Genomic DNA, 16,430 nt, shown 5'->3' with positions numbered 1-16,430 from the left:
GCTGGCGATTCCTTTCGTGTGTGGCTGGATGGCTAGATGGCGGTGTCCCACGGTGCCGACAGCCGCACCGCGCCGTTGATGAGGCCGACCATCGAATAGGTCTGCGGGAAGTTGCCCCACATCTCGCCGGTGACCGGGTGGGTGTCTTCCGACAGCAGGCCCAGGTGGTTGCGGGCCTTGAGCATGGCCTCGAACACCTCGCGTGCCTGCTGCTTGCGGCCGATGCGCGAGAGCGCGTCGATGTGCCAGAAGCTGCACACGTTGAAGGCGACCTCCGGCCGGCCGAAATCGTCGGGCGCTTCGTAGCGGCGCATGAAGGGGCCGTCGCACAGGTGCTTCTCCAGCGCATCGACCGTCGACACGAACCGCGGATCCTTCGGGTCGATGAAGCCGACCTCGGCCATCAGCAGCACGCTGGCATCGAGATCCTGTCCGCCGAAGCTCTCGGCGAAGGCCTGGCGCCTTTCGTTCCACGCTTCCTTCAGCACGCGCTCGCGCATGTGGTTGGCATGGCCATGCCAGTAGGCGGCGCGGTCGGGCAGCCCGAGCTTGGTGGCGATCTTGCCCAGCCGGTCGCAGGCGGCCCAGCTCATCAGCACCGACGAGGTGTGGATGCGCGCGCGGGTGCGCAGCTCCCACATGCCGGCATCGGGCTTGTCGTGTACGCGGATGGCCTGCTCGCCCACCGCTTCGAGGTGGTGGAACTCGGTGAGCCCGGCGCGGCGGAACAGGCGCCGGTCATGGAAGGCTTGCGCCGCGCCCAGCACGATGTTCCCGTACACGTCGTGCTGGAAGTGCTCGCAGGCCTGGTTGCCCACCCGCACCGGGCCCTGGCCGCGGTAGCCCGGCAGGTGCTCGACGAAGCTTTCGGTCAGCTTGTCCTCGAGGCCGATGCCGTACAGCGGCTGGATGTGTCCCTCGCGCATGACGGCCACCACGTTGGTGAGCCAGCGCAGGTAGTCCTCCATCGTGCCGACCTCGCTCAGGCTGTTGAGCGCGCGCACCACGAAGAAGGCGTCGCGCAGCCAGCAGTAGCGGTAGTCCCAGTTGCGCGCGCTGCCCGGGGCTTCGGGCACGCTGGTGGTCATGGCGGCGATGATGGCGCCGGTGTCCTCGAACAGCGAAAGCTTGAGCGTGATGGCGGCGCGGATCACCGCGTCCTGCCATTCGAGCGGCACGGCCAGCCGCCGGGTCCAGGTGCGCCAGTAGGCGCCGGTCTCGAGTTCGAAGCTGCGGGCGGTGTCGGCAATGCCGCCCATCAGCGTCTCGTCGGGCCCGAGGATGAAGTTCATCGGCCGGTCGGCGACGAAGGGCGTCTCGGCCAGCACGTAGTTCAAGGGCGCGTCGCTGGTGAGCCGCAGCGTCTGCGTGGCGCCCACGTAGCGGATGTGATGGCTGCCCTGGGTGATGGTGGGCGTGTGCAGGCCCCATTCGAACTTGGGCCGCAGCCGCACCCGCAGGCGCGGCGTGCCGGCGATCGGCCGGATGCGGCGGATCAGCTGCACCGGCCGGAACATGCGGTCGCGGCTCAGGAAGCGGGGCGCGAAGTCGGTCACTTCGACGCCCTGGCCCCGCTTGTCGTATAGCCGCGTGTGCAGGATGGCGGTGTTGACCTGGTACTCCTGCTCGCTGTGGCTGAACTCCTCTAGCTCGATGCTCCACAGGCTGCCGTTGGCGGTGGGGTCGAGCAGCGCGTTGAACACCGGGTCGCCGTCGAAGCGCGGCAGGCAGCACCACACCACCCGTGCGTATCGGTCCACCAGGGCCGAGAAGCCGCAGTTGCCGATCACGCCGACCTCGAGCGACGAGGTCGTGGGCAAGGGGGTGGTGCTTTCGACGTTGTTGTCCATGGCGTCCTCCTCGAAGGGATGTTGTTCGTTCGTTCGCTTGCTGGCTTCGCGTGGGCCCCGGCCGGTCGTCAGGCCAGCGCGACGGCCGCGTGCTGCAGCCAGTGGCGCAGCGCTGCCGGATGCGGCAGCCGCCAGCGCGCCAGCGTGCTGCCTTCGCCCACCTTGATGCCGCAGCCGCCCAGGCGCTGCGCGGCCGCAAAGCCGGCTTCGTCGGTCACGTCGTCGCCGGCGAACAGCGGGCGGCGTCCGGCGAAAGGGGTCTCGGCCATGAAGGCTTCGATGGCGTGGCCCTTGCTCGCGCCCATCGGCTTGGCTTCCACCACCTGCTTGCCATGCAGCAGGTTGAGGCCCGGATGCTGCGAGACGGTTCTTTCCATCAAGGCGAAGCAGGCGGCCTCGAAGGCCGGGGCCAGCCGGTAGTGCAGGGCCACCGCGCCGGGCTTGCGCTCCACCAGCAGGCCGGGGTGCTGGGCGGCCAGTGCCTCGGCCTGGCCGGCCAGGGTTTCGAGCACGCCTTCGAGCGCGGTTTCGAGGCGCACCACCTCGCCGCTGGCCTGCCGCCTTTCGGCGCCGTGCACGCCGGCGCAGGGCAGCATCAGGGGCGCCAGCAGGCGGTCGAGCTGCTCGATCGGCCGGCCTGACACCACTGCCAGTGCGCCGTCCAGGCGCCGGTGCAGGGCCTTCAGGGTGTCGGTGAGGCCGGGGAGCAGCGCCACCGCATCGGGGCGCGGCGCGAGGTCCGCCAGGGTGCCGTCGAAGTCGACGAACAGTGCGCAGCCCGCGTCGATCGCCGGGGCATCGAGGTTTTGCATGGCGGACAAAGGTAGCAAAGCAGCGCTGAAAACTCTGTAGGCGTACCGGCAATCCGCGGGCCGTGCGCGGTTTTGGGTCGCTTCGTAACAGATCAAAAAGGCCGAAAAGCGCCGCTTTCCCCGGGGCGGGCTCAATGCGGGTCGGTTCCTGTCGATAACCCGTTGACGCAAGACCCCCTTGCGCGAGCGCCCGTGTGTCGTTCGCCATGCAGGAGGGGGGCACCGGCCAACAACATGAGGAACGACATGCCATACCCCAAACGGGGCGCAGACGCGCGCGCGGCAGGCGGGCGGCTCGTGGCCCGACTGCTCGGGCTGCTGTGCGCCGCGCTGCTGCCGCTGCTGGCCATGCCCGCCAGCGCAGCCGCTGCCGAGCCCGCGGTGCGCCTGCGCATCGTGGGCGGGCTGGCAGGCCTGCACCAGTACACCCGCCACGAGGAGCCCTTCTGGTCGCGCGAGCTGTCGCGCATGACCGGCGGGCGGGCCAGCGCCGAAGTGGTGCCATTCGACCGCGCCGGCATCCGCGGCCAGGAGATGCTGCGGCTGGTGCAGCTGGGCGCGGTGCCGTTCGGCACGGCGCTGCTGAGCGTGAGCGCCACCCAGGACCCCGAACTCGCTGCGCCCGACCTGGCGGGCTTGAACCCCAGCATCGACTCCAGCCGCCGCAGCGTCGCCGCGTTCCGGCCCTACCTGCAGAAGATGCTGCGCGAACGCTACGGCATCGAGCTGCTGGCGCTGTATGCCTATCCGGCGCAGGTGATCTTCTGCAGCAAGCCGCTGGCCGGCCTGGCGGACCTGGCGAAGCGGCGCGTGCGCACCTCCAGCCCGTCCCAGGCCGACCTGATGGAGGCGCTGGGCGCGGTGCCGGTGCCCACCGGCTTTGCCGAGATCGTGGCCAGCGTGCGCAGCGGCAATCTCGACTGCGCCATCACCGGCACGATGTCGGGCAACACCATCGGCCTGCACGAAGTCACGACCCACATCCATTCCGCTCCCATCAACTGGGGCCTGGCCGCCTTCGTGGCCAACGGGGCAGCATGGGAGGCGCTGCCGCAGGACGTGCAGGCGCTGCTGCGCCGGGAACTGCCCCGGCTGGAGCAGGCCATCTGGGCCGAAGCCGGACACGAGACGGGCGAAGGCGTGGCCTGCAACACCGGCACCAGCTCCTGCCGCACCGGCCGCGTCGGCCGCATGAAGGAAGTGCCCGATTCGCCGGCCGACCAGCGCCTGCGCCGCGAGATCCTGGTCAACACCGTGCTGCCGCGCTGGGCGCGGCGCTGCGGCCCGCAATGCGCCCAGGTCTGGCAGCAGACGCTCGGCCCGGCGCTGGGCATCGAGCTGCGCTGAGGCGGCCGGACGCATGAACCAACTGCACGCACGCACCTCACCGGCACCCGGGGCACGCCATGCGCGCCGGGTGGCCGCCTTCATCTGGGCGGCGGTGCTGGCGCTGAGCGGCGCGACGCTGTTCGCCATGGCCCTGCTGCTGGAGCGCGGCCGGGAGCATGAGATCTCGGAGGGCCAGGCGCGCGCGGTGCGGTTCGTCGCGGGAGCCGAGGCCTCGCTCAACCGCACCCTCATCGGCATCGACCTGCTGCTGGCCGACATGGCCGAAGTGCTGCGCCCGGCCTCGGACGAAGGCGGCGCGATCTATGGCACCGTGGCGTCGCGCCTGCTCAAGAGCCAGGTCAACCGCAACCTGCTGCTGCGCGACCTTGCGCTCGTCGACAGCGAAGGCAGCGTGCTGGTGGCCGCCCGCCGCGACACCGAACGGCTGGGCATGCCGCTGCCGCGCAGCTTCCTGCATGCGGTGGCCGGCCAGACGGCGCCGGCGCTGGTCATCAGCGAGCCGCTGGTCAACTTCGCGACCACTGAGCGGGCGCTGTACTTCGCCCGGCCGGTCACCCTGCCGGGGCAGCAGCGCATGGTGGTGGTGGCCGAGGTGCCGCTGGTGCTCATCGCCAACATCCTGGGCCAGGGCAGCGACATCCCCGGCCTCACCGTCACCTTCGAGCGCAGCGACGGCCAGTTGCTGACCAGCCTGCCGTCGGTCGACGCCAAGCTCGGCACGCTGCTGTCGCCGCCGCTGGACATCGGCTTTGCCAGCGGCGAGGCGCACCGCGTGGCCGGGCGGCTGGACGGCAGCGACTCCATCGTGGTGGCTCGACCCACGCTGTACCGCACCGTGCTGATCGCCGCCAGCGTGCCGCTCGACAAGGTGCTGGCCGACTGGCGGGTGCGCGAGCGCCGCATCATGCTGGCCGCAGCCGCGTTCGTGTCGGTCTTGCTGCTGGCGGGCGCCGCCCTGCAGTGGCAGGTGCGCAGGCTGGCGCTGGCGCGGCATGAGATCGGGCAGGCCAAGAAGACGCTCGACCGCGCCCTGGGCGCCATGGCCGACGGCTTCCTGCTGTGCGATGCCGCCGACCGGGTGGTGGCCTGGAACGATCGCTACCTCGAGATGTTCCCGTGGCTGCGGGGCGTCATCGCCCAGGGGGTGCCTTTCGAGGCGCTGGTCGATGCGGCCGTCGTGGGCGCCGTGCCCGACGGCGACGCCGCGCAGCGGGCCGCCTGGCGCGAGGCCAGGCTGTCGCTGCACCGCAGCGGCTCGGGCATGTGCGAGATGGAGCTCGCCAACGGCACGGTGATCCATGTCATCGAGCGACGCACGCCCGACGGCGGCGTGGTCGGCGTGTTCCGCGACATCACCACCGCCGAGCGTGCGCTGGCGCGGGCCAAGACCGACGCCGAGGCGGCCAACCTGGCGAAGTCGCAGTTCCTGGCCGCCATGAGCCACGAGATCCGCACCCCGCTCAACGGCGTGCTGGGCATGAACAGCCTGCTGCTCAAGACCGAACTCACCGACGAGCAGCGCAGCTATGCGCAGACCATCCACAGCTCGGGCAAGAGCCTGCTGGCGCTGATCAACGACATCCTCGACCTCAGCAAGATCGAAGCCGGCCGAATGGAGCTGGAGGCGGCGCCCTTCGAGCCGCAGCGCCTGGTGTCCGAGGTGGTGGCCGCGCTGTCGGTGCGCGCGCAGGAAAAGGGCCTGGCCCTGGCCGTGGAGTCGGCCGCCGACGTGCCCGCGGTGCTGCAGGGCGATGCGAGCCGGCTGCGGCAGGTGCTGTTCAACCTGGTGGGCAACGCGGTGAAGTTCACCGACCAGGGCAGCGTCTGCGTGCAGGTGTCGCAGCGTGCGCTCGCCGACGGGCGCGTCGAGCTCAACATCGCGGTGCGCGACACCGGCATCGGCATCGACGCCGACAGCCTGCCGCGCCTGTTCCAGCGCTTCACCCAGGCCGACAGCGGCACCGCGCGGCGCTACGGCGGCAGCGGCCTGGGGCTGGCCATCTGCCGCGAGATCGTCGACCTGATGGGCGGGCGCATTTCGGTGGAAACCGACCTCGGCAAGGGCAGCACCTTCCGCGTGTCGGTGCCGCTGGCGCGCGCCAGCCTGCCGGCCGAGGCGCAGGACACGCTGGCCGAGGTGCCGCCGGACATGGCCGGCGGCCTGCGGGTGCTGGTGGCCGAGGACAACGAGGTGAACCAGATCGTCATCCGGGCGCTGCTCGAGCAGATGGGGCACCACGTCGACATCGTCGACAACGGGCTCGACGTCGTGGAGCGGGTGAAGTCGGGCCACCATGACCTGGTGCTCATGGACATCCAGATGCCCGGCATGGACGGCGAGACCGCGGCGCGGCGCATCCGCGAGCTGCCGGGGGCGGCGGGGCGCCTGCCCATCGTGGCCCTCACTGCCAACGCGATGGTGGCCGAGCGCGAGGCCTACCTCGCCGCCGGCATGAACGACTACGTCTCCAAGCCGGTGAGCGCCAAGCAGCTGGCGGCGGCGATCGTCCGGGCGGCGAGCGGCGTGGAAGCCTGACGCGCCGGCTCGAGGCCGCGCCGGAAGCGGCCGATCGGCGCAGGGGCGATAATCGGCCCCATCTTGCGGCAACCGGCCCCTGCCGGCCCGGTCCGGCTCCCCAGGCCGGAAACGCCGCCCCTCCCGTTTCCTACCCAGAGCTCGCACATGGCGCAATACGTCTACACCATGAACCGCGTCGGCAAGATCGTTCCGCCGAAGCGTCAGATCCTCAAGGACATCTCGCTGTCGTTCTTCCCGGGCGCCAAGATCGGCGTGCTGGGCCTGAACGGCTCGGGCAAGTCCACGCTGCTCAAGATCATGGCCGGCATCGACAAGGAGATCGAAGGCGAAGCCGTGCCCATGCCGGGCCTGAAGATCGGATACCTGCCGCAGGAGCCGCAGCTCGAGCCCGAGCAGACCGTGCGCGAAGCGGTGGAGCAGGGCATCGGCGGCGTGCTGGCTGCCAAGAAGCGGCTGGACGAGGTCTACGCCGAATACGCCGAACCCGATGCCGACTTCGACAAGCTGGCGGCCGAGCAGGCCGAGCTGGAGGCCATCATCGCCGCAGCCGGCAGCGAAAACACCGACCTGCAGCTCGAGCTGGCCGCCGACGCGCTGCGCCTGCCGCCCTGGGACGCCAAGATCGGCGTGCTGTCCGGGGGCGAGAAGCGCCGCGTGGCGCTGTGCCGCCTGCTGCTGTCCAAGCCCGACATGCTGCTGCTCGACGAACCCACCAACCACCTGGACGCCGAATCGGTGGAGTGGCTCGAGCACTTCCTGCAGCGTTTCCCGGGCACCGTGGTGGCCATCACCCACGACCGCTACTTCCTCGACAACGCCGCCGAGTGGATCCTGGAACTCGACCGCGGCATGGGCATCCCCTGGAAGGGCAACTACTCCGACTGGCTCGACCAGAAGGAGCGCCGCCTGGAGATCGAGCAGAAGAAGGAAGACGCCCGCATCAAGGCGATGAAGGAAGAACTCAAGTGGGTGCGCTCCAACGCCAAGGGCCGCCAGGCCAAGAGCAAGGCGCGCCTGGCCCGCTTCGAGGAGCTGTCCGACGTCGAATACCAGCGCCGCAACGAGACGAACGAAATCTTCATCCCGGTGGCCGAGCGCCTGGGCAATGAAGTCATCGAGTTCAAGAACGTCACCAAGAGCTTCGGCGACCGGCTGCTGATCGACAACCTGAGCTTCAAGATCCCCGCCGGTGCCATCGTCGGCATCATCGGCCCCAACGGCGCCGGCAAGTCCACGCTGTTCCGCATGATCCGCGGCACCGAAACGCCCGACGGCGGCGAGGTGGCCATCGGCAAGACCGCGCGCCTGGCCTTCGTCGACCAGAGCCGCGAGGAGCTGGCCAACGACAAGACGGTGTGGGAAGACGTCTCCGGCGGCCTGGACAACATCGTGGTCGGCCAGTTCGTGATGCCCAGCCGGGCCTACATCGGCCGCTTCAACTTCAAGGGCAACGACCAGCAGAAGCTGGTGGGCAACCTGTCGGGCGGCGAGCGCGGCCGCCTGCACCTGGCCAAGACGCTGGCCAAGGGCGGCAACGTGCTGCTGCTGGACGAACCCTCGAACGACCTCGACGTCGAAACCCTGCGTGCGCTGGAAGAGGCCCTGCTCGAATTCGCCGGCTCGGCGCTCGTGATCAGCCACGACCGCTGGTTCCTCGACCGCATCTGCACCCACATCCTGGCGGCCGAGGGCGACTCTCAGTGGTACTTCTTCAACGGCAACTACCAGGAATACGAAGAAGACAAGAAGAAGCGCCTGGGCGAGGAAGGAGCCCGGCCGCACCGCCTGCGCTTCAAGAACATCAAGTGAAGTGATGACCGGTTGAGCCGCCGGCAGGGCGGCCATCCACCGAAAAGGGAGGCCTTCGCCTCCCTTTTTCTTTTGCGCCGCCGTTCACACTTGCAACGGTTCGCGGCCCCGCGACATCTGCACGCGGTCCGGGGTGTTTACCGATGAAACCTTTGCCCGCTTTCCGACACCATTGACGGGTCACAGCGGGGGCGGCGACAGCGGCCTGCCGTTGCCTGGCGCAAAGCCTGCTTTCACGGGCTGGTGCCGTTCCAGAAGGGCCGTCTTCGACCATGAATCCGCGTGCTGCGCTTTCGCGCCTTGTTTCGTTCCCGCTTTCGCCCGTCTCCATCGCCCTCGGCACCGTGCTGCTGGCCGGCTGCGCCACCACGCAGCAGGCGTCGCCGCCCGCTTCGGTGCCACCCACGCACCTGGGCGGTTCGCAGGCCGCCGCTGCCGGTGCCGGCAATGGCGCCGCCGCAGCGGCCGCACCGGCCGGCGCGGCATCGGCCCCGTCGACCGCTGCCGGCCCGGCGGCACCGCTGCCGCCCGGTTCGCCGCCGGCCTTTGCCACCGTCGTGCGGGACGCGAAGAAGGTCGACGGCCTGTTCACGCTGTGGCAGAAGGATGAAAAGGTCTGGATCGAACTGAAGGCCGAAGACCTGGGCAAGCCCTTCCTGCTGTCGCCCAAGCTGGCCAGCGGCATCGGCGAGAACGGGCTGTACGGCGGCAGCATGTCGATGCGCGCGGCGGCCACCGAAGAGCAGCTGGTCGAGTTCCGCCGCATCCACAACCAGGTGCAGCTCATCGCGCGCAATGCGGGCTTCGTGGCCAAGGCGGGCACGCCCGAGGGGCGCGCGGTCAGCGCGGCGTTTTCGCCCAGCCTGCTGGGCAGCGCCACGGTGGCCAGCCAGCCGCACCCCGAGCGCAAGTCCATCCTCATCGAGGCCAATGGCCTGTTCGTGAGCGACATGCTCGGCATCGGCCAGTGGCTGGCCCGCACCTACCGGCAGAACTACGGCTTCGACAGCCGGCATTCGGCCATCCTGAAGGTGCGCGGCAAGGCCGACTCGGTGGTGTTCGAGACGCAGAACCACTACGCCACCTCGTCGATCGCGCTGCCGCTGGCCAGCCCGGCGCCCGGCACCACCGGCCCCTCGACACCGCGCACGCTGCCTGATGCGCGCAGCATGTTCTTCCAGCTGCACTACTCGCTGGTCAAGCTGCCCGACGTGCCGATGACGCCGCGCGCCGCCGATCCGCGGGTGGGCTACTTCACCACCAACACCCAGGACTTCGGCAACGACCTCGCCCGCACGCCGGTGCAGCGTTTCGTGAACCGCTGGCGGCTGGAAAAGAAGGACCCGCAGGCCGACATCTCCGAGCCGGTCAAGCCGATCACCTTCTGGCTCGACCGTACCGTGCCCGAGAAGTATCGCGAGGCCATGACGGCCGGCGTGCTGGAGTGGAACAAGGCGTTCGCAAAGGTCGGCTTCAAGAACGCTGTGGTCGTGAAGGTCCAGCCTGACGACGCCGACTTCGACACGCTGGATGCCGACGTGGCCTCGATCCGCTGGATGACCAACGCGAACCCGCAGTTCGGTGCCATCGGCCCGAGCCATGTGGATCCCCGCAGCGGCGAGATCCTCGATGCGGACATCGGCTTCGAGAGCCTGTCTTCGCGCACGGTGCGGGCGGTGCGCTCCCAGATCCTGGGCCGCGTGGCGACCGACTGGCCCTCGCTGATGCAGCTGCCGCAGGCCGCTGCCGCCGATGCACATTCGCCGCAGCAGGCCGGGCATGCGCATGACGCGCGCAGCTGCCTGTATGCCGACCATGCCGCCGAGCAGCTGGGCTACCTGCTCGACGTGCTGGCCGCACGCGGCGAGCTGGCACCCGACAGCCCGCTGGCGCAGCAGTTCGTGCTCGACTACCTGAAGGACACGACCATGCACGAGGTGGGCCACACGCTGGGCCTGCGCCACAACTTCCGTGCCTCCCGCGTGTACACCGAGCAGCAGCTGGCCGACGAGGCCTTCACCCGCGAGCACGGCATCACCGGCTCGGTGATGGAATACGCGCCGTTCAACCTGCCGCGCCCCGGCGAAAAGGCCGGCACCGCCTCGCAGCTCACCCTCGGCCCCTACGACTACTGGGCCATCGAATACGCCTACAAGCCGATCGATCCGGCAAAGGAGGAGGCCGAGCTCAAGCGCATTGCCGGGCGCAGCGCCGAGCCGCTGCTGGCCTACGGCACTGACGAGGACAACTTCCTTGGCGTCGATCCCGAGGCCATCCACTTCGACCTGGGCGCCGACGTGCTGGGCTTTGCGAAGAAGCGCTTCGACATCGCCCGCGACCTGCTGGCGCGCCAGGAAAAGCGTGAGCTGCGTCCGCAGGAGGACTACTCGGTGCTGCGCCGCTCGGTGAGCTATGCGCTGCGCGACGTGGCCCGTGCGGCCGGCGTGCTGACGCGCCAGATCGGCGGCGTGCGCACGCTGCGCGACTTCCCCGGCAGCGGCCGCGACCCGCTGGCGCCGGTGCCGGCCGCCACGCAGCGCGAAGCGCTCGACGTGCTGGCCCGCGGCCTCCTCGCGGCCGACAGCCTGAAGGTGTCGCCCTCGCTGCAGCGCCGCCTGGCGCCCGACTACCTGGAGCGCACCGACGCGGTGTTCGCAGGGGAGCTGGCGGTGGCGACCGACTTCTCGCCGTCGCAGCTGGTGATCGACATGCAGCGCACGCTGCTCGGCCAGCTGATGAGCGACGGCCTGGCGGTGCGCCTGCTCGACAGCGAAGCCAAGGCGACCCGCCGCGGCGATGCCTTCCCGCTTTCGGAGCTGTACGGCCGCCTGAGCAAGGACATCTGGAGCGAGCTGGCCGGCGGCGCCGACATCCCCGCGCTGCGCCGCGAGCTGCAGCGCGAGCACCTCAACCGGCTGAGCGGCCTGCTGCTGCGCCCCGGTGCACTGACCCGTGCCGACGCGCGCAGCCTGCTGCGGCATGAAGCCCGTGCCCTGCTGGCGCGCATCAACGCGGCCTCGGGCCGCCCGGGCCTCAGCACCGAGGCGCGCGCCCACCTGCAGGACAGCGCCGATTCGCTCAGCGAAGCACTCGGAGCCAAGCTGCAGCGCGCAGGCGCGTAGGAGCGGCCTCCACTCATTGGGGGTTGACCGCGCCGTGCGCGCGTTGAACCATGCCGCCCATCGCGCAGCGAGGAGGACGGCATGGCCACCAGCAGCAGTGCCCGTGCGGCCGGCAAGAAGGCCGCAAAGTCGCGACCCAGGTCCGACACCGGCCTGGCGGTGACCGGCCCGCGGGCCGGGCGACCGGCAGTGCCGCTGCCGCCTGGCGCCTCGGTTGCCCTCGAAGCCGAGGAAACCGGCAAGGCCAAGGCGGCGGGCGAGAAGGCAGCCGACCAGCGCACGCGCGAGAAGAGCCCCTTCCTGCGGGTGGCGCGGCCGGACTCCATCGACTTTCGCGACCGTCCGTTCCGACCGGCCGTCTCGGTGACGCCGCAGCTGCAGCTGTTCCCGAGGCACGGCCTCGAGGTGCTGAACCAGGCCGACACCAAGGCCTGCACCGGCTTTGCGCTGGCGCTGGTGGTGCAGCACCTGCTGCGCAGCTCCGGGCGCGAGCGCAAGCCGTCGATCTCGCCGTACATGCTGTACTCGATGGCGCGGCGCTATGACGAATTCCCCGGCTCGGTGGCCGACGAAGGCTCCAGCCTGCGCGGTGCGCTGAAGGGCTGGTTCAAGCACGGCGCCTGCTCGTCGAAGCTGTTTCCCGGGCTGGAGATGCCCGCGGCTGCGCCGAAGGTGGAAGACGACTGGTGGTTCGACGCGGTGACGCGGCCGCTGGGCGCCTACTACCGCATCGAGGTGAAGAACATCATCGACATGCATGCCGCGCTCAACGAGGTGGGCATCCTGTATGCGAGCTGCGGCTGCCATTCCGGCTGGGACGCCGGCGTCAAGGCCGACCGGCGCAAGACCCGGCCCACCTCCTTCGACGACAGGATCTGGTCCATTCCGGTGCAGGGCGGCCACGCCGAACACCCCGGTCACGCGTTCGCGATCGTCGGCTACAACGAGCGCGGCTTCCTGATCCAGAACAGCTGGGGCACCGACTGGGGCTCGCACGGCTACGCGATCCTCACCTACGACGACTGGCTGCGCAACGCGATGGACTGCTGGGTGGCGCAGCTGGGGGTGGTGACGCGCGAGCACAGCGAGATCGCGCACAGCATCTCGCTGCGCGAGCGCGACGGGCGCGTTTCGCTGTCGGCCAGCGAGGTGCTGCGCAACCGCGAGCTGTCGCCCTTCATCATCGACATGGGCAACAACGGCGCACTGAGCCCCGCGGGCACCTTCCGCACCACGCCCGACGACGTGCGCGCCATCGTCGACGTGCACCTGGCCGAAGCCCGCAGGCGCTGGGGGCTCCAGAACGAGGTGGTCGACGTGTGCGTCTATGCGCACGGCGGGCTGGTGGGCGAGGAGGGCGCGGCCCGCATCGCCGCCGAGTGGATCCCGATGCTCTACGAGGCGCAGGTCTTCCCGATCTTCCTGATGTGGGAGACCGACTTCCTGTCCACGGTGATGAACCGGCTCGAGGACGCGATACGCGGCGTGCCGCGCTCGGTGGGCTTCGGCGAGAGCGTGGAGCGCTGGTGGAACCGCAGGCTCGAGCGCACGCTGGCCCGGCCCGGCTCCGAGCTCTGGGGCGAGATGAAGCAGAACGCGCAGGCCATGAGCACCTACCGCGACCACGTGGCCGACGACGCCCAGGCGGGTGCGGTGCTGCTGTACAGGCACTTCAAGCACAACATCGCCAACAAGAAGGTGCGCATGCACCTGGTGGGCCATTCGGCCGGCAGCATCGTGGCCAGCTACCTGATCGACGCGCTGCACCGCGACCCGGAGGGCCGGCAGGTCATGAAATGGGAGTCGGTGAGCTTCATGGCGCCGGCCGTGCGCGTCGAGACCTTCGACGAGCTGGTGCGCCCGCACCTGGACCGCGGCGACATCCAGCGCTTCCAGCAGTTCCACCTGACCGACCGGGCCGAGGAAGACGACCCGACCTGCGGACCCTACCGCCGCTCGCTGCTCTACCTCGTGTCCGATTCCTTCGAGTCCGGCGACCTGCGCCCGGTGCTCGGCCAGCCCGACTACTTCGGCCTGCGTTCGGGCACCACCCGGCCCATCCTGGGCATGGAGAAGTTCTTCAATGCCTACTGGCGCGGGCTCGACGCCGCCACGCGGCGGCGCATCGGCGTGTGGCCATCGCCGGGCGGCGCGTTGCCGGGTGAGGCGGGGCCGCCGGTGGGCAGCAGCACGCACGGCGGCTTCGACAACGACCCGGGCACCCAGCGGCGCGTGGTCGAGTTCATCCACCGCAGCCGCGCGGTCTGATGCGGCATGCCGCGGCTCACAGCACCGCGTAGCGGCCCGGCCGGTGGTTGATGGCGATGAACAGGTTCATCACCACCGCGGCCAGCACCGAATAGGCCACGCGCGTGGGCTCCACCACCCCGAGCGCCAGCAGCACGATGGCGCAGTCGATGGCCATCTGCACCTTGCCCGCGCGCCAGCCGCGCGCCTTCTGCAGGTAGAGCGACACGATGGTGGCGCCGCCCAGGCTGGCGCGGTGGCGCGCCAGGAACAGGCAGCCCGAGCCCAGCAGCAGGCCGCCCAGCACGGCCGCATAGGCCGGGTGGATGCGCTCGATGGCGAACAGGCGCGGCGAGAACTCGGTGACCAGCGACAGCAGGCTGACCGAGAGGAAGGTCTTGAGGGTGAACTCCGTGCCCATGCGCTGCCACGCGAACCAGTAGAACGGCAGGTTGATCACGAAGAACAGCTGGCCCAGGCCCATGCCGGTGGCGTAGTGCAGCACGAAGGCCGCGCCGGCCGTGCCGCCGGTGAGCAGGCCGACCTGCGCGAAAAGGATCAGCGCAAGCGATACGAACAGCACGCCGGTGAACAGCGCCTGGGCGTCCTCGAACGCCGTGTGCGTGCGCACCGATGGGTCGATGACGGGTGGGGAAGAGGAGTCCATGCCGGTGCGCTGCGCAGGAACCATGCCAGTGCGGGCGCCGCGGGCGCGCAGCCCGCGCCCGCGGCAGGGCCTGCCGCAGCCTGCGCCCCGATTTCCGTCGCTCATCGCACCAGGGCCCGGGCGCACTTGGAGCCCGCTGCCCGCGCCGGTATCGTTCTCCCGTCATGAACCCTTCTTCTCCTTCGACGGCTCCGGCGGCGCGGCGCAGGACCGGCTGGCTGGCCGGCCTGAACAGCCGCCGCGTCACCATCGCGCTGATCCTCGGCACCATCGTCGCGTTTGCGCTCAACCCGATCTTCATCACGCCGTTCCCCATCCTGCTGGGGCGCACCCTGGTCATCTCGATGGCGCTGCTGCTGGCCTTCACGCTGGCGGGCAACTGGCCGCAGACGCTGGTGCCGCGCTGGGTGATGCAGCTCATCGCGGTGGGGCTGGCCGCTCCGCTGGCGACGTTTGCGCTGTACGTCATGTTCGTGGGCGGCGACGTGTCGCGGCTGCTGCAGCACGAGGGCCTGTTGTCCGGCTTCCTGTGGATCGCGGGCTCCAGCCTGGTGGTGGGGCTGCTGCTCACGCTCGGGGCGCTGTACCGCGAGCGCGATGCGCAGATGCATGCCCAGGCGCTGGAGTTCGAGCTCGAGCGCAGCACGCTGGCCCGCCAGGCGCTCGATGCGCAGCTGCGCGCGCTGCATGCGCAGATCGAGCCGCACTTCCTCTTCAACACCCTGGCGAACGTGCAGGCGCTGGTCGAAACCGGCTCGCCGCGCGCGGCGCCGGTGTTGCGCAGCCTCATCGCCTACCTGCGTGCGGCCATGCCCCGCCTGCGCGACGAAAGCGGCTCCACGCTGGCCGCCGAGACGGAGCTGGTGCGTGCCTACCTGGAAGTGATGCACCTGCGCATGCCCGACCGGCTGAGCTATTCGATCGACCTGCCGGCCGAGCTGGCCCGCCTGCGCTTCCCGGCGATGGCCTTGCTCACGCTGGTGGAGAACGCCATCCGCCACGGCATCGACCCCAGCGAGCAAGGCGGGCGCATCGAGATCGGTGCGCGCAGCGAGGGCGGCGGTGCGCGGGTGTGGGTGCTCGACACCGGCGTGGGCCTGCGCGACACTGCCCGGCCCGGCACCGGCCTGGCCAACCTGCGGGAGCGGCTGACCGTGTTTTTCGGCCCGCGCGCGCAGGTGGAGCTGTCGGAGCACACGCCGTCGGGCGTGCGGGCCGAGATCGTCTTCCCTGCCGACTGATGGCCACCACCACCGCGCTCATTGCAGACGACGAACCCTTGCTGCGCGAGCGGCTGCGGTTGTTGCTCGCGCGCCTGTGGCCCGAGCTCGAGGTGGTGGCCGAGGCCCGCAACGGGCGCGAGGCCATCGAGCTGTTCGACGAGCAGGCGCCGCAGGTGCTGTTCCTCGACATCCACATGCCCGGCGTCAACGGCATCGAGGCGGCCCGCGCGGTGGCGCGGCGCGCCCATGTGGTGTTCATCACCGCCTACGAGCAATACGCGGTGCAGGCCTTCGAGCAGGGCGCGATCGACTACGTGGTCAAGCCGTTCGACGAACAGCGGCTGGCCGACACCGTGCAGCGCCTGCGCGAGCGGCTCGAGGCGCCGGCCGTGCCGGCGGCGGACGACCGGCTCGACGCGGTGATCGAGCAGCTGGCCGCGCGGATGCGCCAGCAGCAGGGCGAGCCGGGCAAGCGGGCCTGGCTGCAGTGGATCAAGGCCTCGGTCGGGCAGAGCATCCGGCTCATCCCGGTGGAGCAGGTGCTCTACCTGCGCTCGGACGAGAAGTACACGCTGGTCGTGTGGGAAGGCGGCGAGGCGCTGATCCGCAAGTCGATCCGCGAGCTGGCCGACGAGCTCGACCCCGAGCGCTTCGTGCAGATCCACCGCTCGACCATCGTGAACCTGCGCAGCGTGACGCAGGTCACGCGCGGCCCCAACGAAACCGCCGAGGTCCACCTCAGCGGCCGCACCGAGGTGCTGCCCGTCAGCCGCAGCTACGTGCACCTGTTCCGGCAAATGTGAGTGGGTCT

The 16,430-nt window shown here is 70.1% G+C and carries 10 protein-coding genes; 7 read left to right on the top strand and 3 right to left on the bottom strand.

Going from position 1 to position 16,430, the window contains the following annotated elements:
• Window positions 1-32: 32 nt before the first annotated feature.
• Window positions 33-1,850: a glycoside hydrolase family 15 protein gene (locus E8D38_RS18640; protein ID WP_140634282.1), complete on the bottom strand. Its 1,818-nt coding sequence runs from the start codon at window positions 1,848-1,850 to the stop codon at window positions 33-35.
• A 68-nt stretch (window positions 1,851-1,918) separates the two neighbouring features.
• Window positions 1,919-2,662 carry a trehalose-phosphatase gene (gene otsB / locus E8D38_RS18635; protein ID WP_140634280.1) on the bottom strand — a complete coding sequence of 248 codons (744 nt, stop codon included), beginning with the start codon at window positions 2,660-2,662 and terminating at the stop codon, window positions 1,919-1,921.
• A gap of 246 nt (window positions 2,663-2,908) precedes the next feature.
• Between otsB and E8D38_RS18630 the strand changes: the two genes are divergently transcribed.
• The 5 genes from E8D38_RS18630 to E8D38_RS18610 all read left to right on the top strand — a co-directional run bounded on the left by E8D38_RS18630 (window position 2,909) and on the right by E8D38_RS18610 (window position 13,750).
• Window positions 2,909-4,009 (top strand): TRAP transporter substrate-binding protein, encoded by a 1,101-nt coding sequence (locus E8D38_RS18630; protein WP_181179241.1) that lies wholly within the window; start codon window positions 2,909-2,911, stop codon window positions 4,007-4,009.
• A gap of 13 nt (window positions 4,010-4,022) precedes the next feature.
• Entirely contained in the window at window positions 4,023-6,548 is a 2,526-nt protein-coding gene (locus E8D38_RS18625; RefSeq protein ID WP_140634277.1) for an ATP-binding protein, read from the top strand.
• Between the two features lie 147 nt (window positions 6,549-6,695).
• Complete coding sequence (ettA, locus tag E8D38_RS18620; RefSeq protein WP_140634275.1) at window positions 6,696-8,360, top strand: energy-dependent translational throttle protein EttA; 1,665 nt, start codon at window positions 6,696-6,698, stop codon at window positions 8,358-8,360.
• A gap of 272 nt (window positions 8,361-8,632) precedes the next feature.
• Window positions 8,633-11,482: a zinc-dependent metalloprotease gene (locus tag E8D38_RS18615; protein WP_140634273.1), complete on the top strand. Its 2,850-nt coding sequence runs from the start codon at window positions 8,633-8,635 to the stop codon at window positions 11,480-11,482.
• An 81-nt stretch (window positions 11,483-11,563) separates the two neighbouring features.
• The gene (locus tag E8D38_RS18610) at window positions 11,564-13,750 is read left to right on the top strand and encodes a C1 family peptidase (RefSeq protein ID WP_140634271.1); all 2,187 of its coding nucleotides are present in this window, start codon (window positions 11,564-11,566) and stop codon (window positions 13,748-13,750) included.
• Between the two features lie 16 nt (window positions 13,751-13,766).
• On the opposite strand, the gene E8D38_RS18605 is transcribed toward E8D38_RS18610, so the two are convergent.
• Complete coding sequence (locus E8D38_RS18605) at window positions 13,767-14,396, bottom strand: YitT family protein (RefSeq protein WP_140634269.1); 630 nt, start codon at window positions 14,394-14,396, stop codon at window positions 13,767-13,769.
• Between the two features lie 164 nt (window positions 14,397-14,560).
• Here E8D38_RS18605 and E8D38_RS18600 point away from each other — a divergent pair, with 164 nt between their 5' ends.
• Window positions 14,561-15,637, top strand: coding sequence for a sensor histidine kinase (locus E8D38_RS18600; protein WP_140634267.1), 1,077 nt, complete (start codon window positions 14,561-14,563; stop codon window positions 15,635-15,637).
• Entirely contained in the window at window positions 15,637-16,422 is a 786-nt protein-coding gene (locus tag E8D38_RS18595; RefSeq protein ID WP_140634265.1) for a LytR/AlgR family response regulator transcription factor, read from the top strand. The genes E8D38_RS18600 and E8D38_RS18595 overlap by 1 nt, the downstream gene beginning before the upstream one ends.
• The last annotated feature ends 8 nt before the right edge of the window (window positions 16,423-16,430 follow it).

This window comes from Methylibium rhizosphaerae (assembly GCF_006386545.1).
Taxonomy (GTDB): domain Bacteria; phylum Pseudomonadota; class Gammaproteobacteria; order Burkholderiales; family Burkholderiaceae_C; genus Pseudorivibacter; species Pseudorivibacter rhizosphaerae.
This window is presented reverse-complemented; position numbering and strand designations above follow the sequence as displayed.